The organism is Tardiphaga sp. GW822-FHT04G09 (assembly GCF_058800725.1).
This window is the reverse complement of the sequence record NZ_JBXAMO010000012.1, coordinates 75,625-98,052: the sequence shown is the minus strand read 5'-3', so window position 1 is coordinate 98,052 and position 22,428 is coordinate 75,625. Positions and strand designations below refer to the sequence as shown.

Here is a 22,428-nt window from a genome sequence, read left to right as displayed (position 1 = left end):
CATGAGCCGGGTCTTCCTTTTGGTCATCGTCATCGTCGCGACGGCTGGCGCCGCCCTCGCCTATGGCGACCCCAAGCAGATCTCCAAGGCCGGCAGTCTCGTCACGGAAATCCTGCGCAGGCAGAGCCCGCCACCATTGCGGCTGGTCGATGTGCCGCGCGGCAATACTGGCGAGTTCGGACTGCAGGCCAAGATCAACGGCGTCAAGACGGCCATGGTGATCGATACGGGCGCGACCTCGGTGGTGCTGACTTATGAAACCGCAAAGGCCGCGGGTCTGCCGCTCGAATTGCTCGACTACAATGTCGACGTCGAGACTGCGGGCGGTCGTACCAAGGCTGCGCGATTGACGCTGGATCGTCTCGCCGTTGGCAAGCTGGTGGAACGATCCGTCCCCGCACTGGTGGTGCCGCGCGGACAGATGAAAACCAACCTGCTCGGCATGAGCTTTCTCGACCGTCTGGAAAGCTGGGAAGTGCGCGCCGATAGACTGATGCTGCGTGGCTATCCGTAGCTAGGCCGCGACCGACTCCGCAGGTTCATCCTCGACCAGCGCAATTGCCTCACGCAACACATTGATGCCCGCACCGCGCTTGACGCCATTCTCCGCCAGATAGCGCCGGAATGCGCGCGCGCCGCGCACGCCGTGGAATGCGCCGACGAAATGCCGGGTAATTGAATGCAGCCGCGTGCCCTGCGCAAGCTGATCCTCGATATAGGGCATCATCGCCGCGAAGGCGTCTTTCATCGTCGCGTGCGGCGCCGGTTCGCCGAACAGTTCGGGATCGACCGATAATAGCCGCCACGGCTCCTGATAGGCCGCGCGGCCAAGCATCGCGCCATCCACATGCGCCAGATGTTCGGCGGCTTCAGTGATACCCGCGATGCCGCCATTGATGATGATCGGCACGTCGGGCATTGCCGCCTTCAGGCGATAGACGCGATCGTAATTCAGCGGCGGAATGTTGCGGTTCTCTTTCGGCGACAGACCATTGAGCCACGCCTTCCGCGCATGCACGATGAGACCGTCAGCGCCGGCGGCGACCACTGCGCGCGCCAGCGTATCGAGCGCCACTTCGGGGTCCTGATCGTCGATACCGATACGACACTTGACGGTGACCGGCACGTCCACGGCCTGCTTCATCGCTGCCACACCGCGCGCGACCAGATCCGGCTCCGCCATCAGACAAGCACCGAAGCGGCCGTCCTTCACCCGATCCGAGGGACAACCGACATTGATGTTGATTTCGTCATAGCCGAAATCCGCGCCGATCTTCGCCGCTTCCGCAAGATGTGCCGGCTCAGAGCCACCGAGTTGCAGCGCCACCGGATGTTCGCTGGCGTCAAAGCCAAGCAACCGCGTGCGGTCGCCGTGGATCACGGCGCCTGTCGTCAGCATCTCCGTATAGAGCCGCGTCTGCCGCGACAGCAGACGATGGAAGACGCGGCAATGCCGGTCAGTCCAGTCCATCATAGGCGCCACAGCAAATCTATGTGATTGATATAATTGCATTTTTCCAGTACGTTCAGGTCGTTAGGTCGCGTTGTGTGCACTCTATTTTACGCCATAACGCGAGGTTTTTTCCGGCTTTTCGACGCCTCACTGCACACGGAGCGCACACGCGTGGCTACCTTTAGCAGATTAAAGTCAGGTTCGTGGCGCGCCCAGGTCCGGCGTAAAGGAAAATACGTCAACGAGACGTTCGTCCGCCGTAGGGACGCCGAGGAATGGGCGCTGGATATCGAGCGAAGAATTGATCGGCAGGAGCCGGCGACTTCGCGGGCCCGACAAGCCAAGCTTTTCGGCGATCTCATCGCGCTTCACCGTCAAGACCTTGGAGAGGTTGGCAAGAAAATTGGGCGATCGAAGGACGCCAGTCTAACATTCCTTGACGAGAGGCTCGGACATCTCCGTTTGGACGAACTCGATCGAGAGCGGCTCATCAAGTTTGGAAAAGAGCGCGCGCAAGAGGGGGCCGGTCCCGTGACCGTTGGCATCGATTTGGGATACATCAAAACGATCCTCTCGCACGCCGCCGCTGTGCATGGCGTGACCGTCTCGATCGAACCAATCGATCTGGCGCGTATTGCTCTTGGACGTCTTGGCCTTGTCGGAAAGGGCAACGAGCGCGACCGGCGCCCAACACAGAACGAGCTCGATCGAATTATTGCGGGTCTCGAAGCCAATGATCGGCAGCAAATTCCTGTTGGCCGGATCATTCGGTTTGCTGTCGCAACGGCAATGCGGCAGGACGAAATTGCCCGCGTCGAGTGGCGTGACTTTGATCCTGAAAGCAAGATGCTTCTCATTCGAGATCGCAAGGACCCTCGGAAGAAGAATGGCAACGATCAACGCATCCCGTTGCTGGACGTGTCGGGATATGACGCGTGCAAGATCGTTGAAGAACAAGGACGCTTTTCAAACATTCGAGAGGGTCGCATTTTTCCATACAACGGACGTTCCGTCGGCACGGCATTTCGCCGTCAATGTGCCAATCTCAAGATCGAGGATCTACATTTTCACGATCTTCGCCATGAGGGAACGAGCCGCTTATTCGAAGCTGGCTTCACGATCGAACAGGTCGCGCTCGTCACCGGCCACAAAGATTGGAAGATGCTCCGTCGATACACCCACCTCAAACCGGAATCCCTTCATAATAAACGAGGTGCCGAGGCTCATGAATCCCACTCGATTGTTCTAAACTCAGTTAGATCATTGATCTAGCTAGGTTTTTTCTTGCTAACCACGCAAGAAGCCGACCCGCGGGCCGTCCAAAAGTTACGGTCTTGATTTTAAAGAGAAAATCGCCTGAGTTTTTTTTGCATGGTGTCGACATCTATCGAGGTCGATCAGGCAAAAAATCTCTCCGGGTTCGAAATGCTTAGCGCTGAATCAGCTTCAGCAAAGTACCGTCACGCACATATAGCACGCGCTGACATCGTGAGCTATTGCATCCCACGATCGGCCGCAATCAGTCCCCGACGTTGATGTCGCGCCCGCCGACCAGGAAGCACTCGCTCGCCTTAACTTCCGACCAGTCTTTGTCGGGATCGAGCGTGACCTCATTCGCGCAGCCATTGACGCAGAGCCTGACGCCGTGCGCGATCGCTTGGCTACGGTCGTACATCCCAATGAATATGCCCGATACGACCACGCAGGCGGCTGGATCATTCCGCTCGGCAAGGAACGACGCATCATTGGAAGTGCGTGAGCAATGGATAACTTCTGACAATGAAGCAGCAAGAACAGATCCGCCCAGCGGTTGTTCGAAACGGGCGAACACATGTGCCGATTGGACGCCGGACGCACCTGACGCTGAGGCGCTTCCTCAACCGTTTCGCCGATAACTTCGGACAGAATCCGAGCCCTCGGTCCTAATCCTTGACACGGCCAGCGCTGGGTAAAAGTCGTTAAGGACGCGGAGACCACCGCGGAACAGCGCGACCTGCAAACGACTCAGAGCTCTAGGCTTCAAGCTGAGGCCGATCGCTGCGCCATCCTTTCGTGGAGGTTATTGGTCTTGAGAGACGCTGTACCGTCGATCTCCTGAACTTCGACAGTCAAGCCCAGGCCACGTCGAGTGAACGCGTTCTTGGTCTCCGTTTCCAGGGTAGTCATAAGCGCTTGTGCAACAATTCGTCTCGTCTCGGCATCGCGCCCTTGACCGATGCGGGCGACGATAGCCACGAAAGCGTTGTCTGGATTGCCGTCCGCAACGCTGTAAATTTCACGCCGCTCAGCCCTTGTCCTCAGCCCGCCGAGCGGAAAGACGCCGGTCTCCAACGCACTCTTATGAACCGCATCAACGAGCACCCGCGGCGACAAGTCAATTTCCAGGTTGGCCGAGTATTCCACGATGATATGCGGCATAAGCTCACTCTTTTTTGCCTTCAAATACTTTTTTTAGGTACTTCCAGCTCACACCAACAACTTGCCCGGATTCATAAGACCTAGTGGATCGAAGATGCCTTTCAGCGAGCGCATCATCTCGTATTCGACATCGCTCTTTCGGTCCCGCAACTCGGCGGCGCGCAACTGGCCTATGCCATGCTCGGCACTGATGGAGCCTCCAAGCCGCGCCACGATGTCATGCACGATCTGGTTGATGCGCGAACGATAGGGAGCAAGGTCGCCCGCCGACCATCCGAGCGGGGCGATCGGATTGTAATGGATATTGCCGTCGCCGAGATGGCCAAATTCAAAATGACGAATGCCCGGCACCGCTTCAGCAAGCGCGGCATCCGCTTCGGCGAGGAATGTCGGAATGGAGGAGACAGGCACCGAAATGTCGTGCTTGACGCCGGTGCCCCCAGCCTTCTGAGCTTCTGCTTTCCACTCACGAAGCTCCCACATCGCCAAGCGCTGTGCATCGGACCTTGCGACAGCGGCGTCAGTGACGAGACCTTGCTCAAGCGCAGCTGCGAGCACCTCCTCAAGATCGTGCGTCAGCCCGCCTGCCTGGCCCTGTCCAGCAAGCTCGATCAGCAGATACCATTGATGCACATTCGCGATCGGCATACGGAGCGATGGCTGCACCGCAAGCGTCAGGTCCACAGCTTCCCGCCGCATGAGTTCGAACGCAGTCACGAAATCGCCGGCGCGGAGACGCGCTACCGACAGAAGTTCAAGAGCGGCAGATGGATTAGGAACGGACAGGAAAGCCGTCGCAACGTCACTCGGCCGCGGCTGCAGCACCGCGCCTGTAATGAAACCGAGCGTCCCTTCCGATCCAATGAAGACTTGCTTTAAGTCATAGCCGGCCGAATCCTTGAGCAGTGATCGCAGTCCGTCCCAGATACGGCCATCCGGAAGGACGACTTCCAGGCCGAGCACCTGAGGGCGAATATTTCCGTAGCGCAAGACTTGCGTGCCGCCAGCATTGGTCGCGATGTTGCCACCGATCTGGCAACTCCCCTCTGAACCCAACCCGACCGGAAACAGCAGCCCCGAACGCTCTGCATGCGATCGAACCTCTCCGAGTGTGACACCCGCATCAACGGCGATCGTTGCGTTTGCCATGTCAAGCTGCCTGACCGCCCGCATGCGAGCGACGCTGACCACGATCTCCTCGCCATTAAGGCGCGGCGTTGCCCCGCCGGCCAAACCGGTATTGCCTCCTTGCGGGATCATCGAAATCCGGTGTTGGGCGCAAATGCGCACCACAATAGACAGTTCCGCGGCCGAAGCCGGACGCACGATGGCGCCAGCGCGGCCAGTGAACGTACCGCAGGCTGACCGCCCTGCCCAATCGAGCTCGCCTGCATCCTGCACGACATGATCACGCCCAACCACATCGATTAGGCTGCAGATTATTTCCGGCGAAATCCTGGATCCGTTCATGCGGCTCTCCACTACGACTGCAGCTGAATTTCGTTGCCTGCTCGCGGGCGACAGCCGCATACGAGGCCTTACCATTATTATGAGAACGCGGTCCACACAATGGACAAAAATGCCATTTGTAGGTATGAGCGGTTTTCCTCGGCTGGAGCTATCGTATGTACACGACAAGCAGCGCTCTTCTTGATGCCTTCGCTGAACAGGGCATCACCCACATCTTTGCAAATTTCGGCAGCGATCATCCGGCATTGATCGAAGCAATCGCCGAGGCACGCGCGACCGGACGCGAGGTCCCCGCGGTGATCACATGTCCGAATGAGATGGTCGGCATGAGCGCTGCACACGGCTTCTGGCAAGCCAGCGGACAGCCGCAGGCGGTCTTGGTCCATGTGGAATGCGGCACGCAAGCGCTCGCTGGCGCCATCCACAACGCGGCCAAAGGGCGGGCCCCGATCATAATCTTCGCCGGCGCGTCCCCATTCACGCAGAATGGCGAATTGACCGGCAGCCGCAATGAGTTCATCCAGTGGATTCAGGACGTGCACGATCAACGCGGCATCGTGCGCGGATACATGAAATACGATGCGGAGTTAAAGACCGGCAAAAACGTGAAAAGCATGGTCCATCGCGCCATGCAGCTCGCCCTGTCGGACCCGCAGGGCCCGGTCTACCTGATGGGTGCGCGCGAGGTGATGGAAGAAGTCGTCACCCCGCTTCCAAACGAGCGGGCGACCTGGAAGCCCACCGCGCCGGCCGCACTTTCCGAAGACGCTATCGAACAGATCGGCCGAGGCCTGCTCGCGGCACGACGCCCGCTCCTGATCACATCCTATCTCGGACGCAATAAGCAAGCGATCGCTCCGCTGGTGGAATTGTGTCGCATGGCTGGAATCGGCGTCGTCGAGTCGGTGCCGACCTGGCTCAACTATCCCCACGACGACGAACTGTATCTCGGGACGCAATGGAACGAGGTGCGTCAGAGCCCGCTGATCGCGGATGCCGATGTCATCCTGATCGTGGACTCCGACGTGCCATGGATTCCAACGGTATCGCGACCGCAGAAAGACGCCACAATTTTTCACATCGACGTCGATCCATTGAAAGAGCAGATGCCGCTCTGGCACATCGGCGCTACCGGATCCTTCAGGGCCGACGCGGAAACTGCCATCAACCAACTCATCCGTTGGCTCAAATCGGCGGATGCCTCCCAAGAAAAGGTACGGGACCGCGTCAAGCATTATCGTGGGATTCATCGCGAGCGACGCGAAACAATGACGGCTGCCGAAGCGCTCCCCACTGGCGCGATCTCTGTGGCATATCTTGTCTCACTCCTCAGGACCCACGCAGACGCTGATACGATCTTCCTGAACGAAACGATCACGAACTACAAGATCGTCACCGAGCATCTGTTGCCGACAAAGCCCGGCTCATTACTCTTCAGCGGCGGCGGATCGCTGGGCTGGAATGGCGGCGCCGCTGTCGGCGTCAAGCTCTCGCATCCCGATGCGACGGTGGTCAGCATCTGCGGCGACGGATCCTACATGTTCTCTGTCCCCTCGTCGGTCCACTGGATGGCACGGCGATACGAGACACCATTTCTTCAGGTGGTGCTGAACAATCGCGGCTGGAAATCGCCCAAACGAGCTGCCCTCGCCCTACATCCGGACGGCTTCGCCTCGCGGGCCAATCATGTCGATACGTCGTTCGATCCGGTGCCGGACTATGCGGGTATCGCCGCTGCTGCCGGCGGCGCCTCGGCTTTGCAAGCCAAGGATGCCAAGAAGCTCGATGCCGCAATTGCCGAGGCCTATCGGATCGTCCGAGAAGACCGCCGTTGCGCTGTGCTGGATGTATGGCTCGATCATCTGTGAAGGCGGCGGACATTCATCCGTCTCACCCACCAGAAACTTATGCCGAAATTCGGCGCACGCCAGCAAACGATGCAATAGCCCAAATTGGCTGTTGAGCGTTATCAAACAGAAGAAGCCAGCGCGGATCATCTGAGATGGACCGGCGCTGGCTCCGAAAGCAGCGGTCCGCTCATGCAGACGCGCTATCCTCTTTATGTCATCATTCGACCGTGACGTTCGCCTTCTTGGCCACATCACCCCAGATGGTGAGGTCGGACTTGATGCGCTCGCTGAATTCTGCCGGCGTGCTGCTCGTCGCTTCCGTAGCCAGCGACTGCAAACGCTGAACAACGGCCGGGTCGCTCATCGCCGCGCGCGCTTCGGCTTCAAGCCTGCTCACGATCTCTTTGGGAGTCGACTTCGGAACGAACAGCCCGGTCCAGAAAATCGCATCCGCACCGACAATTCCGCCTTCGGTCATGGTGGGTACCTGCGGAAGCTCCGCGAGACGTGATTGCGACGTTACAGCGAGCGCGCGAATCTTGCCGTCTTTCAACAACGGGATTGCCGGAACCGGATCTATCATCGCGGCCGCGACCTGATTGCCGAGCACGGCGAGGACGGCGTCGTTGCTGCCACGATAAGACACGCGCTGCAGCGCCGCGCCTGTCTTCATTTTAAAGAGCTCTGCTGCAAGCGTGAAAGTTGGCGACGCGCTCGCATAGTTGGCGGATGCGGCATTCGCCCTCGACCACGTCACCAGATCGCCCGTCGATTTGGCCTGAGATTCCGCATTGACGATCAGAACCAACGGAAACGTGCCGAGGACGCTGACCGGCTCGAAATCTTTCAGAGTGTCAAACTGTGCGGGCATCCCGATGGCGGGTCCGACGACCATCGCTCCGCTGGCGCCGACAAGAAGCGTATAACCATCAGCCGGCTGGCTCTTGACGAATGCTGCGGCAAGGCCGCCGCCGGCACCCGGCTTGTTCTCGACAATCACCGTCTGACCGAATGCTTTGCTGAGTTTGTCGGCGAAAAGCCGGGCAATGATATCGTTGCTGCCGCCCGGAGCGAAACCAACGACGACACGCAGCGGCCGCGCCGGATAGGCGCTTTGCGCGAACGCAGGGACGCTGAGCAGGCCCAGTAAAATGGAAACTGAAAAAACGGATAGGTGTCGATATCTCAACCACGATCTCATCGCGATCCTCCTTGGCAATACTGCTCTAGGGCCAGCTTTACTGGTCATTCGGTTACACAATCCGGGAATGGAGTCCAACTTTTTTTGATATTGATGTTCGTTTGATGGACACTTCCGTTTTGCGCAATGGTCATTGGCTGATTGGCTGAGTTGTTTTGCCGCGTACGCCAGTTAGAGCCATCGCCACACCGCAGCGCTGCAATCGCTGGTAATGCGCACCGCGCTTCACATGACCCAGCACAATCCATTCCGTCGATCGGCGCTCGCGACAGCGCGTTGCTGAGCACCGTGGTCGCGAACTTGACACCCACGAAAATCGGGTTACGTATAATGGAAATAATGTCCGCCAGATGGACGGCCGGGAGGCGCGCAGCTGAGATCTTTTTTGCATTGCGATACTGAGAGCACTTACCCTGCGGCTCTCCACCACAATTCACTCGGCTGATTGCGCACCGTTTCGCGACAGGCAGGCGTTGTGCCTGTCGACCCTGCTCACCCCACCCGCCCGAGGAACTACACATGCTGACTGGTCTCCTGATCAACGGCCTTATCAGCGGCGGCTTGTACGCGCTGGTCGCCGTCGGCTTCACATTGATCATTGGTGTTTTGGACAAGCTCAATTTTGCACATCCCGAAGTTCTGATGCTCGGCGGCTTCGTTGCCGTCGCCGCGAACGGCTTGTCGCCGCCGGCTCAGTTCGTAGTCGCGTTCTTCTGTGGCGGCCTTCTCGGCCTCCTGATTGAGTTCATGTCGTTTCGCCGGTTCGGCAGCTCAGATTCAAAGATCACCGCCGGTCTCGCCTCGATGGCGCTGGGCCTGATCATGACCGACCTGACGCACAAGATCTGGGGCACTGAAAGCGTGCCGCTGCCGATCGATGGCGGTTGGCTGTCGCGCCGTTTCTCAATCGCTGGCGTCGATTTTCTCAATGTTCAGCTCTTGATTGTCACGATCACCGCCGCGCTGACCGTCGGCCTGCATCTCCTGATCCATCATACCCGCGAAGGCCGCCGCATCCAGGCCGTGGCGGAATCACCGGTATCAGCGACTCTGCTGGGCATTAATGTGCTGCGCGTGTCGCAGACGGTGTTTTTCATCTCCTCTGCACTGGCAGCGGTCGCAGGCCTTTTGCTTGCCATGCGCAGCGGCTCGGCCAGCTCCGATATCGGCCTCACCTTTGGACTGAAAGCCCTTGCTATCATGGCCATCGGCGGCCTCGGTGACATCCGCGGTGCGCTGCTTGGTGGCTTGCTGATCGGCCTCAGCGAAGCCCTCATGTTTCACTTCGGCCTGGGCCGGCTTTCCGAACTGACCGTCTGGCTCGCGATGATCATGACCTTGATGTTCCGCCCCAGCGGGTTATTCGGTGGCGGCTCTCATTCCATGGAGCAACGCGCTTGATTTCCGATCAGCTCTTTTTCACCGGCATCAACATCCTTCTTGCCTGGAGTGTTTACGTCTCGCTTCTCACCGGCAGCCTGTCATTTGCGCAGGGTGCGTTCATGGCCGCGGGCTGCTACATCGCCGGCATCATGACCGTGAATTTCGGTTGGCCGTTGCTCCCGGCCGCATTGATCGCGGCGCTGGGCGCAGCGCTGCTCGCAATCGTGCTGGGTTATCCTGCGCTTCGCTTGCGCGGCGTCTATCTCATCCTCGTCACCATCGGCATCACCTTCTGCGCGCGCATCGCGCTGGAGAACATCGAATATGTCGGCGGCGTCAGCGGCTTTAGCGGTATGAGCGGCGCCAGCCTGCAAACTGTCGTGATCGCCGTTAGTGTTGTCGGGCTGCTTTTGCTCGGGCTCTCCTTCAGCCCGCTGCAACGCATCTGCGATGCCGTCCGCGAGGACGACCGGGTCGCAGCATCGATCGGAATCAACGTCACCTTCATTCGTCTGCTCGGCTTCGCCTGCGGCGCAGCCGTCGCTGCGATCGCCGGCGTGCTCTACGGGCACTACATGAACTTCGTCCGTCCGGAATCCTTCGACGTCCTGCTGTCGATTTATGTCGTGCTGTATGTCGTGCTCGGCGGCGTCAACAATCTGTTTGGCCCGTTGATCGGTGCGACGCTGATGACGCTGTTGCCGGAATATTTCCGCGTGCTCGCCGACTGGCGGCCGACGGTATTCGGGCTGGTCATCCTGGTCATGCTGCTGTTCCGCCCGCTCGGAATTCTCACCTTCCGCTTTGTCACCGCCCGTCGCCCCGCCGGCCCCGCATCGCTCACGGAGTCGACATGACCGAATCCCCGCTTCTGCAAATCCGCAGCCTGACCAAGGCTTTCGGCGGTCTTCGTGCGCTCGATGGAATCGACATCGACGTGCATCCAGGCGAGATCCTTGGTCTGGTCGGCCCCAATGGCGCGGGAAAGACCGCGCTGATCAATACGGTCACCGGCTTCTACCGGGCGACGAGCGGATCGATATTGTTCAAAGGAATCGATGTCACCAGCATGCCAATGCAGCAGATCGGCCGCATCGGCATCAGCCGCACCTTCCAGAACATTCGTCTGTTCAAGCGGATGACGGTGCTGGAGAATGCGCTGACCGCCTATAAACCCTTTGTCACGCATCCTCTGTGGTCACTCGTTTCGCGATCCGAGCGGCGCCGGGCGACGGAGCAGGCCATGAAATGGCTGACTCTGCTGCAACTTAAGGACAAGACCGATCAGTTGGCGTCGTCGCTGTCCTATGGCGATGCGCGTCGCCTCGAAATTGCCCGTGCGCTGGTTGGCGCGCCGGAGCTCTTGCTGCTCGATGAGCCGGCTGCCGGCATGAACGACGCAGAAACCCAGCGGCTCAGCGAGGACATCCTCGCGGTCCGCCATCACGTCCAGGCTATTCTGCTGATCGAGCACGACATGACGTTGATCCGTCACCTGTCGGATCGGCTGATCGCAATGGACTACGGCCGCAAGATTGCCGAGGGCACGCCGATCGATGTCCTCAGCCACCCCGAAGTGTTGAAGGCCTATCTCGGCTCGGACGCGAATGAGGCAACGACCTGATGTCCGCCGCTCTCCTGACTGTTACCGACCTGTCCGCCACCTATGGCCCGATCCGCGCGCTGCGCGGGCTAAGCTTCCATATCGAAGAGCGCGAGACCGTGGCAATCATCGGCGCCAACGGTGCCGGCAAGACAACACTGATGCGCGCGCTGTCGGGCATTCTTCCGATTTCGGACGGCAGCGCGTCCTTTCTTGGCCACGACATCCGCAAGACCGCAGGACATAGCCTCGCCCGATACGGCATGCTGCATCTTCCGGAAGGACGCGGAACCTTGCAGTCCATGACGGTCGAGCAAAATATCCGCCTCGCATGGGAAATCCGGCCGACTGACATTGATTTCGCGGCGGCATCCAAGAAAGCCTATCAGCGCTTTCCGCGCCTCTACGAACGTAGATCGCAACCGGCGGGAAATCTGTCTGGCGGCGAGCAGCAGATGCTGGCCATCGCGCGCGCTCTAGTCAATCGCCCTCGGCTATTGCTTCTGGATGAACCATCGATGGGCCTCTCTCCTCGCCTCACCAATGAGGTGTTCGAGAGCCTTGTGGAACTGCGCGACGATGGCGTTGCCATGCTGGTGGTCGAGCAGAACGTGTCCAAGGCGTTGCATCTGTCTCATCGCGCGCTGGTGCTATCGCATGGCCAGTTTACCGCGTCCGGCACATCGGAGGTTCTACTCAAGGATTCGTCGATCGTGGCGAGCTATCTCGGTCATGCAACGACATGACCGGCAAACGTCAAACGCAACAGATAACAAGGAGGAAGTCAGAATGGATCGTACCAGACGTTTCCTGATTACAGCTGCCGCTCTCGCTGGTGTAGGCATGGGTCTCATGCCCGGCGCCCATGCGGCGTCGAAGCCACCCATCAAGCTTGGCCTGATTGCGCCGATCACCGGCCCCCTCGGCAGCTACGGGAAAACGCAGGAGATCTTCGTCAAACTCGCCGTCGAAGACATCAATGCCCAGGGCGGCATCAATGGGAGCCTGATCGAGCTCGACGTCGGCGATTCCCAGACCGACCCCGGCCAAGCCGTTTTGCTGTTTCGCCGTTATGTCGGCAACGGCTATTTCGGCGCGATCGGGCCGATGATGGGCACGCAATGGGAAACGGTCAGCCCGCTGGCCAACCAGCTCGGCATGTCGTCCATCGCACTCAACGCTATCAAGCCGGGCATCAACGTCATGCCCTGGACAATCCGCTTGCAGCCGCCGGACGACAAGCAGATCCCGGAAGGCTTTGACGCATTCCTCAAGCACTTTCCAAACATCAACACTGTCGCGATCACTGCAGACGTCCGCGAAGCCTCGAGCAAGTCGGCTTCGGAAACCTTCAAGAAGATCGCCGCCGATCGCGGCATCAAGGTCTTGGACACTGTCGAGTTCTCGTCCAAGAGCACGGATCTGTCGGCAGCAGCGATCCGGATCAAGAGCCTGAACCCGGATGCGATCATGGTATCCGCATTCCCGGCGCAAGGCATGCTGCTGGCCAAGGAATTCCACACCCAGGGGCTCACCATCCCGGTGTTCAATACCTCAACCCTGTGGTCGGGACCGTTCATCAACATGGTCGGCGAATACGGACGTAACTGGTACGTCATCGGCTTCTCGACCAATGCCGAAGGCATGCCCGGCTATACCGATGACAAGCTCTATCAGAGCATCGCCAAGCGCGTCTTCGAAAAGGGCGACCAAACCATCGGCGTGCCGCCGAATGTCGCCAACTGGGCATTCGGTTATGATGCCGTGCTGATCTATGCGGACATCTTCCGCAGGCACAATATCGACGGCACCACCGATCCAAAGAAAGCGCGCGAGACGGTCCGCGACGAATTTGCCAAGCTGACATCCTTCACCGGCGTCTACAAGTATTCGTTCCGCGACACCGGCGATGCCTATCTGCCAGCCAACATTCTTCGCCCCAACATCGAAAAGAAAATCTGGGAATTCTTCCCCCAGAAGTGAGCCGTCGCAGCCTGGCCGGTCAGATCGGCCGGGCTGTGGATGGCCGCCCCGTTCTTCAGACGACCTAGCGGATCGACATCATGTCCCACGAAGCCCGACAAGCCGACATCATCATTGTCGGAGCTGGATCGGCCGGCTGCACGCTGGCCAATCGCCTGAGCGAGAACGCGGATCTGCGCGTCCTCTTGATCGAGGCCGGATCAGCCAAGCGCGACTGGTGGATCGATGTCCCAATCGGCTATTTCAAGACGGTCGGCGATCCGCGTCACGACTGGAATTTCATGACCGAGCCCGACGTGGGCGGACGCCGGATACCGTGGCCGCGGGGAAAAGGCCTCGGCGGCACGAGCCTGATCAACGGCATGCTGTATCTGCGCGGCCATCACCGCGACTACGACGCCTGGGCCGCGCGCGGCTTGCGCGACTGGGGTTGGGACTCGGTCCGCCCCTATTTCGACCGCTCGCTCGGGACCGCCGTTGACGGAGCACCGAAATTGAATGGCGGCCCGTTCTGGGTCTCACGCCTGCCGCATGACGCGTTATCCGACGCGTTCATCGAAGCCGCCGCACAATGCCAGATTCCAACCGTGGATGACTTCAACGGCGGCAGCAATGCCGGTGCCGGCTATTTCACCATGAATACGAAGCGCGGCAAGCGGTGGAGCACCGCTCGCGCCTTTCTAGAGCCCGCGCTTCATCGTCCCAATCTGACGGTGATCAGCGAAGCGCAGGCGAGCAAGATCCTGATCGAGGATCGCCGTGCGATCGGTGTCGAGGTTCTTCGCGACGGTTGCACGGAGCGATTTTTCGCAGAGCGTGAAGTGGTGGTCTGCAGCGGCGCCGTCCAGTCGCCGCAGCTGTTGCAACTGTCCGGAATCGGCGATCCCTCGCTGTTGGCAAGGCACGGCATTACCGTCGAGGCGGCCTTGCCGGGTGTTGGTCGCAATCTGCAGGATCACCTGCAGATGCGCCCCACCTATCGCTGCAAGGACGTGGAGACACTGAATGAGATCGGCCGCTCGAAGCTCCTGGGCCTGCGCGAACTGATCAAATATCTCGTTACCGGCGGCGGCGCGCTCAACGGCGGCGTGTTTCGCGCAGGCGCGTTCTTTTCCAGCGACGGCGATCACGACTGGCCGGACACGCAGATCCATTTCGGTATCCTCAGCTTCGACGAGCGCAAGCAGCCACTGCACGATTTTCCGGGCGTCACGGTCTCTGCCTGCGCGCTGCGCCCGAAGAGCCGCGGCTCGATTGAGATCGCATCATCGGATCCGCTAATAGCCCCATCCATTCGCCCCAATTATCTGACCCACGAAGATGATTGCAAGCTAGCCATCAAGATGTTCCAGCGCGTGCGCCAGATCGTCTCTGCCCGTCCTCTCGCCGATCTCATCGTCGCCGAGCATGAACCAGGCGCGGCGATCACTTCCGACGATCAGATTCTCGATTGGGTAAAGCGCCGATCCGGAAGCATCTTCCACCCGGTCGGCACCTGCGCCATGGGGGCGGATGGCGATGCAGACGCGGTTCTGGACGAGCGACTGAGGGTTCGCAGAATCCGCAACTTGCGCGTGGCGGATGGCTCTATCATGCCGCAACTGGTGTCGGGCAACACGAATGCGCCAATCATCATGATCGGCGAGCGCGCCGCTGATTTCATCAAAGAGGATCTGGCAGCCTGACGCTGCTGTCGCTGACTGACCTTGTCCTTTCTCTTCATTACGGGATGTCAAAATGTCTCTCACATCTGACCAAATTCAATCCGCTGCCGAACAGCTCGACAAAGCCGAGCTGACGCGTACCCAGATCAGGCAGTTGTCGATCCAGTATCCGGCGATCACCATCGCGGATGCCTATGCCATTCAGGCTGCATGGGTAGAGAAGAAGGTCGCGCGCGGCAACGGGATCAAGGGCCACAAGATCGGCCTGACCTCAAAGGCCATGCAAAGCGCGCTGAACATCGACGAACCCGATTCTGGGCTCTTGCTCGCAGACATGTTCTTCAATGACGGCGGACTCATTCCGACCGACCGTTTCATCGCCACCCGCATCGAGGCCGAGCTGGCATTCGTGATGAAGAGTCGCCTCGCCGGTCCGAATTGCACGATTTTCGACGTCCTTAACGCCACCGACTTCGTCGTTCCCGCATTGGAAATTCTCGACACCCGCGTCGAGCGGGTCGATGCCGAAACCAAGGCCACGCGCAAGATCTTCGACACCATCGCGGACAATGCCGCGAATGCGGGCATCGTGGTTGGCGGCCGTCCCATTCGACCCACGGAAACGGATCTGCGCTGGATCGGCGCACTGTGCTATCGGAACGGACAGCTTGAAGAAACTGGGCTGGCCGCCGGTGTGCTGAATCACCCCGCCACCGCCGTTGCCTGGCTGGCCAACAAGATCGCAGCAAACGGTCTGGCGCTGGAACCCCGTCAAGTCGTTCTCGCCGGCTCGTTCATCCGCCCGGTTGAAGCGCGCAAGGGCGACACGATCCAGGCTGACTACGGCCCTTACGGCAGCGTCAGCTGCTATTTCGCGTAGTTTCTGCGAGGCATTTCGCCGCTTGCGGCGACCGAGATCGTACTCGAAAGTCTGTCTGGCAACGCGCTACGTGCCCGTCATCCGCTACCAACTGATGACGGGCACGCCCGCCCGCTTATCTCCGCATCGGATGCGGGAGTTCTGGAGATTCGCGATCGACAGCGACCGTTATCAAACACGTTGCTTCCCATATAGCCTTGCTGCCTCAAATCCAGCGTTGATGCGATCCTGGCGTGCGGCGATCCTGCCCTCGGCATCGTCATCGGTAAATATGAAAAACTCTTTTGCGGCGATCCCTGCGAGCGTACGGTCTGCGACAAAGTCGGGCGATATCGCGGCTTCTTGAATCGGTCCGACAACTTGCTCGGCGATACTGATGGCCCTCCCATACGGGCGGGTCGCCTCTCCGACGAGCGCTCAAGCGCCGTTCCGACCAGCCCAGGGCAGAGAACGGACACGCCGATATTCGTGTCTTGCAGATCGGAGGCCAATGCTTCGGTCAGCGCGACGACCGCATATTTGCTCACGGCATATGACCCGTTGCGGATCGCGGGATTGACCTGAAATCCGCCGACGGAGGCGGTGTTGACGATATGCGCTGGATGCCCCCGCTCAAGCATCCGGGGCACGAAAGATTTCACCCCGTTGATGACACCCATCACGTTGACGCCGATGATCCATTCCCAGTCGATGGTCTCCAGCTCCCATACCGCCGCCGATTTGAGTGCAACGCCTGCATTGTTGAACAACAGACCCACATTGCCGGATTCGCGAATCACGGCGTCGGCGGCGTCTTCCATCGCCAACGGATCGGATGCGTCAGCCGCAAAACATCTTGTTTTGGCCCCTAATGCGCCGAACCCACTTCGTCTCGTCTTCCTGGCTGACATCGAAGAAATCAGCGCCACGCTTTTCGATTTCGCGAACGATGTAACCCATGTGTTCAGCGTTTTCCTGGATCCCGTGCGAAAAATTCACGGTCAACGCCGACTGTGCGTTAGCGCCGGGCATGATGAACAGATTGGGGAAACCGCGACTTACGATTCCGTGAAGCGTCGCGATGCCCTTCTCCCATTTCTCTTTTAGGCACTGACCGCTCGATCCGATAATCTCGATCCCTTTCAGCATCGAGCTCGATTCATAATCGAATCCCGTCGCGAAGATCAGGCAGTCCAGCTCGTACTTCTGACCATTCGCAATGATGCCGTCGGCAAAAACTTCATCGACTCCCTGGCCGTCAGTATCGACCAGCTCGACGCTGGGAGAATTGAAGGCCTGGAGATAGTCGTCATGGAATGTCGGGCGTTTGCAGTGGTAATGGTAGTAAGGTTTGAGCTTCTCCGCCGTTTCGGCATTCTCAACAGTTGCGGATACTCTGTTCCGAATGGCTTCCATCTGCTTGAGATCCAGCAGGCGCTTGGCCGAGATCGCGTCTTCCCGACTCGTGCCTAGCGATTGCGGTGATTGCCGAAGCGGACCGTAGAACGACGTCCAACCATCGTCGACCAGATCATCGGCCTGCGGATGTCCGGATATGATGGCTGTGAAATTCGCCATGCGGCGGCGCTGCCATCCCGGCGTAAGGTCTTGCGCAAACGTATGATCGGTCGGCCGATTATTGCGAGGCGCAACGGTCGAGGGAGTGCGCTGGAACAGGAAAGTCTGAATGGCGTGGCGCGCAACCTGCGGCAGCACCTGAACCGCAGTCGCACCGCTTCCGATAATGCCCACGCGCTTGTCCGCCAGCGACGTCGGCCCTCCGAACGCGCTTCCTGCGGTGTACTCATAATTCCACCGGCATGTGTGAAACGACATCCCACCGAACGACGTGATCCCGGGGATAGCGGGCAGTTTCGGATTGGCAAACCCCCCGTTACAAATGACGACATATTTCGAGGAGATGTCATCGCCGCGATCTGTCGTCACCCTCCATCGCGATGTGTTCGCGCACCACTTCAAAGAAGTGACGGATGTTTGGAAAAGTGCGAGCGAGTACAACTCGAAATGCGCAGCGAGACGCTTTGAATAGTCAAGGATTTCCGGGCCTGACGAATATTTATGTTGCGGGATGTAAGCCGTTTCCTCCAACAATGGGAGGTAGATGTAGGATTCCACATCGCACATGACGCCAGGATAGCGATTCCAGTACCAGACGCCCCCGACGTCTCCCGCCCGGTCGATGATGCGCACATTGAGGAGGCCGGCTTTCTTGAGTTGCGCCGCCGCCATCAGCCCACCGAAGCCCGCTCCGATCACCACTGCGTCGACGCTGTCGTTGACGGCAGAACGCGTGGTCGCGGGCGTATGGGGATCATCGAGATATTTCACTAGATCGCCCGTGAAATCGGTAATATCCGCGCGTAAAGCGCTCATTCGTTTTGCGCGTTCGCTGCCGTATCGTCTGCGCATCTCATCGACATCGGGCAGGCTCGATGGCTCTGGCAGCAGAGATCCCCACGCAAACTTCGGCTGGTCGGCATCGGTCATGTTTTTGATCCTTTCGTAGCAGCCAGGCGCTCGTTTCCTCTAACCTGCTCGCAACCCCCGGTCGCGGGCGCATCAGGCCCCATTTCATCGTTGGCGGCACATGCTCCTTTCTGCGACCCGCAGCTGAAGGACGACAAGATCAAGGGACGCCGACGCGTCGCTATTTCTACATATGTGAAATGCTTCGCTGCGGCCGCACGAGGGATCGCTGGAACTGGCTTAGTGCCACGGTCGCGTCTTGACTGCGTTGCCGCGCCCAATCATGGCGATTAAACCATCCGCCGGCTCGACCAAGGCAAAAACCAGCCCTGAAGATGCTCGTTAGTGCGGGCAATTCGCGCTGTTGAGCGACAACGGCGTTTGACTTTCTGCGAAGGGGAAGAACCCATCGGAGACGGTACGCGTATCATCCGGGTGCGTTCTGCCGCGCAGCCGTAAGGCTGAGTCAGGCCTGCAAAGGAGACACCCCGATACCCGGCCGGCAACGGTGCCACTCCGTCACGGTCTGGAATGCGTGGCCAACCGACAGCAGCCGCTGCTCGGAGAGGTGTGGGCCGACCAGCTGAAATCCCGCCGGCAGACCGTCCGGCGTGAAACCGCATGGTAGCGTCAGCGTCGGCACACGCGCGTGATTGAAGATGCTGCCGAAGGTGAACATCCAGCTCTGCTCGGCCTGTGGATCGGCAAGCATCTCGCTCACCTTCGGCGTCGGGCGCACCAGCACCGGCGCAAACAGGACGTCGATTTCGGTGAACAGGTGCGCCAGCGTCCCCTTGTAGCGGTCCCGCTCGATGATCGCGCGTCCGATCGCCAGCGGATCCAGCATGTCGGCCCCCTCCACCCGCTGCGCCAGCCAGGAGCCGTATTCGGCCCCATGGCCCGGATACAAGTGCTCATGTGCCAGCGCGGTCTCCAGCTTGGCGAGCTGCGCAATGTATGGCCGCAGCTTGGAGGGTTCGGGAAATTCGATCTCGACGATGACTGCACCGATCATGCGAAGCGCTTCGATCGCACCAGCCAGCAGTGCAAGCACGACTGGATCGCCGTCCCTGGACATGAAGCGCCGATCGACGCCGATGCGCACGCCCTTAATGCCACCTGCAATATTCAGACGCGCGAGATAGTCCGGCACGGCGTCTGTTAAGGTCGTGACATCGAGCGGGTCTGCGCCGGCGATGACAGACAGGATGGCCGCGCAATCCGCAGCGCTACGCGCCATGGGCCCAACCGTATCCAGCGACTCGCCAAGCGGGAAAACGCCGAAACGGCTGACGCGTCCCCAGCTCGGCTTCAGACCCGTGATGCCGTTTGCGGCCGACGGAAATCGGATCGACCCGCCTGTGTCTGAGCCCAGCGCGCCCATGCAGAGCCCCGCCGCAACCGCAGCGCCGCTGCCTGACGACGAGACGCCGGGCCAGATGTCGGGATTCCAGGGATTGCGCGCAGCTAGCATGTCCGGATGATGAAACATCCCGGCGCCTTCCGTGGTCGTTGTCTTGCCGAGGATGACAGCTCCCGCTTGCTTTAGGCGCGACACGACGGTGGCATCGTGATCGGGCACCCAGCCACGCTTAATCGGCATGCCGCACTGGGTAAGCACTCCAGCCGTGGCGATAATATCCTTCACAGCAATCGGTACGCCATGCAGTGCAGACCGGATGCGTCCCGATGCGAGCTCATCATCGGCCAGCTTGGCCTGCGCCAACGCATCTTCCGCTGCCACAGTGGTATAGGAATGCAGCGCCGGATCAATCGTGGCGATACGGTGCAGCAGGACTTGCGCGAGTTCGCTGGCAGAAAGCTGTCGGTCACGAAGGAGCGCCCCGGCTTCCGTCAGGGTCAATGCCTCGATATCCATGGGGTGAACTCCAGACGCGGCTGCAGCTGCTTCCGCGTTATACGCCCGCGATCGAGCGAGCAGTCCATAACGGTAGACCATGTACCGACCGCGGTCGGCACATGGTCACAGCTTCGCGCTACAGTTTTGTAATAAGAAAGTCGTCGGTGAATTCACCGCGCGACACTTTCACCGGAATCTCGCCTTCGCTCCCCACCTCGAAAATATCCGAGCCGGACTTATTCTCTTCCGGGGTGAGCAAGTCGATCCGGTCGGCGATCTGACCAGCCTGCCAGGCATTCAGGCGCCATTCGTACTCGCCATCAACCGATCGCATGCCGAACTGATCGTCGGTCGGAACGAGCGACAGTCTTGAACGGGATTTCGAGTCAGGAATTTCCTCGGCAACCCCGATCTTGCGCGGTTGATCGGCAAATGTCCTGAGACAAGCCGTCAACGCCTTGAGATCCCGCGGCTCCCCCAGAAATAGATAGATCGGGTGGAAATCGCTCGTCATGTGGTCGAATCTAAGCATGGTCTAGCCTTCCACGCTGGCTACACGCCTTCAGGCGCGTTGGTCAGCTTCACAATGTCCTGGGCGTGGCACAGTTCAACCGATCCGACATCAGCTGGGTTAGGAGCTTCCAGATATTTCACCTGAACCCACATTCCGTCGTCCATGTTCTCAACAACCTCGGCGGAGATACCGCCTTGCAGCAGCAGTCGCTGTCCCACTTTGATTTCCAAGATGTTAATCATCGGTCGCTCCAAGTCCTCAGAAGAATGACGTCAGGTTCTTCGCTAGCAGAATATTCTGCTCGAGGATAATCTCGCGGCGAGCCACTTTCCACGTATTTCCTTCGACGCGGATGATGTCGTGGCGTCGTCCGACGAAGGTGTGGGTCTCATACTCGACCCGGTTTTGATACAGCAGGAACCGACAGGTCGCATGGATCTCGGTCGGCGCTGTCAGGTCCGGCTTTACATCCGTGAGCTGAACATTGCTGATCATATGGGTGATGCGCGACAGCGGCTCTTCGGCATAGTGAACGCCGGTGAGTATCTGATCGACGCGCTTCGACAGCGTCCATTTGTCCTCGTCGAACCAGCTCATCCCTTCGCCCTGCTTCGTGTTCTCACGCGCTGCATGCTGACCGAACTTAACGTTGCGGCGCATCGGCATGAAATACACGATGTCTTCGGCGAGGATGTTGAGCCAATCCTTGAACCGACGCTCGTCGAGCATGTCGGCCTCGCGGTAGTAGAAATCCTCAAGGTCGGCCTTGAGCCGATAATACTCCGCCGAGCGCGGAAGCGATGCGTTGTCCACCTTAACGGCGACAGCTTCGGGTTCTTTGACCAACGCGTTCATCTGATCATCCTTCCTGGACGGCTAGTTCGCCGCCGGCTTGAGCGGGACCGGCCCACCCTGATTTGCAAAGCATCCCACATCGATCACGGTGCCCGACAGCGTTTCCGCTTCAACCGAAAGCAGGAACGTAACTACGTTGGCGATATCGTCCCCGGTAGCGACGCGGCCCGCGGCCGTTCCTGGCGCGCCCTTTCCAAGGCGGCTAGTGTCGCCACCCAGGCGGCCAAGGCTCATGCCGCTGACGATGCCGCCGCCGCCCGGAATCACCGTGTTGATTCGGATCTTGTCGTATAGAAAGTCGTAGGCCATCGCAGCACTTAAGGTGTGCAGCGCACCCTTGGTGGCACTGTAGATCGCCATATTGGGTTTACCCCAGCCGGCGCCTGATCCAATATTCACGATCGAGCCGCCTCCAGCCTTCTGCATATGCGGAATAACCGCCCGGCTGGCGAGATAAGGGCCTTTCAGATTCACCGATACGATCCGGTCGAACAAAGCCTCATCGGTATCGAGCACGGTGCCCAATGGGCCGATGGCGGCATTGTTGACCAGCGCATCGATGCGGCCGAATTTCTCCAGGGCGGTCGTGACTACCCAGTCGATATCGGCCGACTTCGACACATCGGCTTCCAGCAAGACTGCTTCCAGTCCACTGGCGGCGAGCTCGTTTTCGAGGCTGGAAATTGCGTTCTCAGCCACGCTCGATACCTGCGCCGCTTCGAGACCAAATGCGACCACATTGTGCCCGCGCGCGGCGAGACGCGTGGTGATCGCACGTCCGATTCCGAACGTGCCACCGGTGACGATGACGACTTTACCCGGCATGC

22 protein-coding genes are annotated in these 22,428 nt (G+C 59.5%); 10 read left to right on the top strand and 12 right to left on the bottom strand.

The window, feature by feature from the left end:
- The first annotated feature begins 1 nt into the window (after position 1).
- Complete coding sequence (locus tag AC1RLZ_RS20100; RefSeq protein WP_493190069.1) at positions 2 to 514, top strand: TIGR02281 family clan AA aspartic protease; 513 nt, start codon at positions 2 to 4, stop codon at positions 512 to 514.
- On the opposite strand, the gene dusA is transcribed toward AC1RLZ_RS20100, so the two are convergent.
- Complete coding sequence (dusA, locus tag AC1RLZ_RS20095; protein ID WP_493190068.1) at positions 515 to 1,513, bottom strand: tRNA dihydrouridine(20/20a) synthase DusA; 999 nt, start codon at positions 1,511 to 1,513, stop codon at positions 515 to 517.
- Between the two features lie 111 nt (positions 1,514 to 1,624).
- On the opposite strand from dusA, the gene AC1RLZ_RS20090 reads away from it, so the two are divergent.
- Positions 1,625 to 2,725, top strand: coding sequence for a site-specific integrase (locus AC1RLZ_RS20090; protein ID WP_493190067.1), 1,101 nt, complete (start codon positions 1,625 to 1,627; stop codon positions 2,723 to 2,725).
- A gap of 247 nt (positions 2,726 to 2,972) precedes the next feature.
- Here the strand turns inward: AC1RLZ_RS20090 and AC1RLZ_RS20085 are convergent, their stop codons facing one another.
- From AC1RLZ_RS20085 to AC1RLZ_RS20075, 3 genes are all read right to left on the bottom strand, one after another.
- Positions 2,973 to 3,284, bottom strand: a complete 312-nt coding sequence (locus AC1RLZ_RS20085) for a hypothetical protein (RefSeq protein WP_493190066.1) — start codon at positions 3,282 to 3,284, stop codon at positions 2,973 to 2,975.
- 188 nt (positions 3,285 to 3,472) lie between these two features.
- Positions 3,473 to 3,871, bottom strand: a complete 399-nt coding sequence (locus tag AC1RLZ_RS20080) for a 5-carboxymethyl-2-hydroxymuconate isomerase (protein ID WP_493190065.1) — start codon at positions 3,869 to 3,871, stop codon at positions 3,473 to 3,475.
- A gap of 48 nt (positions 3,872 to 3,919) precedes the next feature.
- On the bottom strand, positions 3,920 to 5,401 hold the full coding sequence (locus tag AC1RLZ_RS20075; RefSeq protein ID WP_493190064.1) for an FAD-binding oxidoreductase: 1,482 nt from the start codon (positions 5,399 to 5,401) through the stop codon (positions 3,920 to 3,922).
- Between the two features lie 95 nt (positions 5,402 to 5,496).
- Between AC1RLZ_RS20075 and AC1RLZ_RS20070 the strand changes: the two genes are divergently transcribed.
- Positions 5,497 to 7,209, top strand: coding sequence for a thiamine pyrophosphate-requiring protein (locus tag AC1RLZ_RS20070; protein ID WP_493190063.1), 1,713 nt, complete (start codon positions 5,497 to 5,499; stop codon positions 7,207 to 7,209).
- A 199-nt stretch (positions 7,210 to 7,408) separates the two neighbouring features.
- Here AC1RLZ_RS20070 and AC1RLZ_RS20065 read toward each other — a convergent pair whose 3' ends face one another.
- A complete protein-coding gene (locus tag AC1RLZ_RS20065) occupies positions 7,409 to 8,392 on the bottom strand; it encodes a Bug family tripartite tricarboxylate transporter substrate binding protein (RefSeq protein ID WP_493190062.1) in 984 nt (327 codons plus the stop codon).
- A 519-nt stretch (positions 8,393 to 8,911) separates the two neighbouring features.
- On the opposite strand from AC1RLZ_RS20065, the gene AC1RLZ_RS20060 reads away from it, so the two are divergent.
- The 7 genes from AC1RLZ_RS20060 (at position 8,912) to hpaH (ending at position 15,905) form a co-directional block, all read left to right on the top strand.
- Positions 8,912 to 9,793, top strand: coding sequence for a branched-chain amino acid ABC transporter permease (locus AC1RLZ_RS20060; RefSeq protein ID WP_493190061.1), 882 nt, complete (start codon positions 8,912 to 8,914; stop codon positions 9,791 to 9,793).
- Positions 9,790 to 10,632 carry a branched-chain amino acid ABC transporter permease gene (locus tag AC1RLZ_RS20055; RefSeq protein WP_493190060.1) on the top strand — a complete coding sequence of 281 codons (843 nt, stop codon included), beginning with the start codon at positions 9,790 to 9,792 and terminating at the stop codon, positions 10,630 to 10,632. Before AC1RLZ_RS20060 ends, AC1RLZ_RS20055 begins: the two co-directional genes overlap by 4 nt.
- Positions 10,629 to 11,399, top strand: coding sequence for an ABC transporter ATP-binding protein (locus AC1RLZ_RS20050; protein ID WP_493190059.1), 771 nt, complete (start codon positions 10,629 to 10,631; stop codon positions 11,397 to 11,399). The genes AC1RLZ_RS20055 and AC1RLZ_RS20050 overlap by 4 nt, the downstream gene beginning before the upstream one ends.
- Positions 11,399 to 12,124 (top strand): ABC transporter ATP-binding protein, encoded by a 726-nt coding sequence (locus tag AC1RLZ_RS20045; protein ID WP_493190058.1) that lies wholly within the window; start codon positions 11,399 to 11,401, stop codon positions 12,122 to 12,124. Before AC1RLZ_RS20050 ends, AC1RLZ_RS20045 begins: the two co-directional genes overlap by 1 nt.
- Positions 12,125 to 12,167: 43 nt before the next feature.
- A complete protein-coding gene (locus AC1RLZ_RS20040) occupies positions 12,168 to 13,361 on the top strand; it encodes an ABC transporter substrate-binding protein (RefSeq protein ID WP_493190057.1) in 1,194 nt (397 codons plus the stop codon).
- 80 nt (positions 13,362 to 13,441) lie between these two features.
- Positions 13,442 to 15,046 (top strand): GMC family oxidoreductase, encoded by a 1,605-nt coding sequence (locus AC1RLZ_RS20035; RefSeq protein WP_493190056.1) that lies wholly within the window; start codon positions 13,442 to 13,444, stop codon positions 15,044 to 15,046.
- 52 nt (positions 15,047 to 15,098) lie between these two features.
- Positions 15,099 to 15,905 (top strand): 2-oxo-hept-4-ene-1,7-dioate hydratase, encoded by an 807-nt coding sequence (gene hpaH, locus AC1RLZ_RS20030; protein ID WP_493190055.1) that lies wholly within the window; start codon positions 15,099 to 15,101, stop codon positions 15,903 to 15,905.
- Positions 15,906 to 15,982: 77 nt separating this feature from the next.
- Here the strand turns inward: hpaH and AC1RLZ_RS20025 are convergent, their stop codons facing one another.
- From AC1RLZ_RS20025 to AC1RLZ_RS19995, 7 genes are all read right to left on the bottom strand, one after another.
- Entirely contained in the window at positions 15,983 to 16,795 is an 813-nt protein-coding gene (locus AC1RLZ_RS20025; RefSeq protein ID WP_493190054.1) for an SDR family NAD(P)-dependent oxidoreductase, read from the bottom strand.
- The gene (locus tag AC1RLZ_RS20020) at positions 16,725 to 18,392 is read right to left on the bottom strand and encodes a flavin-containing monooxygenase (protein ID WP_493190053.1); all 1,668 of its coding nucleotides are present in this window, start codon (positions 18,390 to 18,392) and stop codon (positions 16,725 to 16,727) included. The genes AC1RLZ_RS20025 and AC1RLZ_RS20020 overlap by 71 nt, the downstream gene beginning before the upstream one ends.
- A gap of 445 nt (positions 18,393 to 18,837) precedes the next feature.
- On the bottom strand, positions 18,838 to 20,250 hold the full coding sequence (locus AC1RLZ_RS20015; RefSeq protein ID WP_493190052.1) for an amidase: 1,413 nt from the start codon (positions 20,248 to 20,250) through the stop codon (positions 18,838 to 18,840).
- 118 nt (positions 20,251 to 20,368) lie between these two features.
- Complete coding sequence (locus AC1RLZ_RS20010) at positions 20,369 to 20,746, bottom strand: hypothetical protein (protein ID WP_493190051.1); 378 nt, start codon at positions 20,744 to 20,746, stop codon at positions 20,369 to 20,371.
- Between the two features lie 38 nt (positions 20,747 to 20,784).
- Complete coding sequence (locus AC1RLZ_RS20005; RefSeq protein WP_493190050.1) at positions 20,785 to 20,988, bottom strand: hypothetical protein; 204 nt, start codon at positions 20,986 to 20,988, stop codon at positions 20,785 to 20,787.
- Positions 20,989 to 21,004: 16 nt separating this feature from the next.
- The gene (locus tag AC1RLZ_RS20000; RefSeq protein ID WP_493190049.1) at positions 21,005 to 21,601 is read right to left on the bottom strand and encodes a 3-phenylpropionate/cinnamic acid dioxygenase subunit beta; all 597 of its coding nucleotides are present in this window, start codon (positions 21,599 to 21,601) and stop codon (positions 21,005 to 21,007) included.
- A 21-nt stretch (positions 21,602 to 21,622) separates the two neighbouring features.
- Positions 21,623 to 22,426 carry an SDR family NAD(P)-dependent oxidoreductase gene (locus tag AC1RLZ_RS19995; protein WP_493190048.1) on the bottom strand — a complete coding sequence of 268 codons (804 nt, stop codon included), beginning with the start codon at positions 22,424 to 22,426 and terminating at the stop codon, positions 21,623 to 21,625.
- Between the last annotated feature and the right edge of the window lie 2 nt (positions 22,427 to 22,428).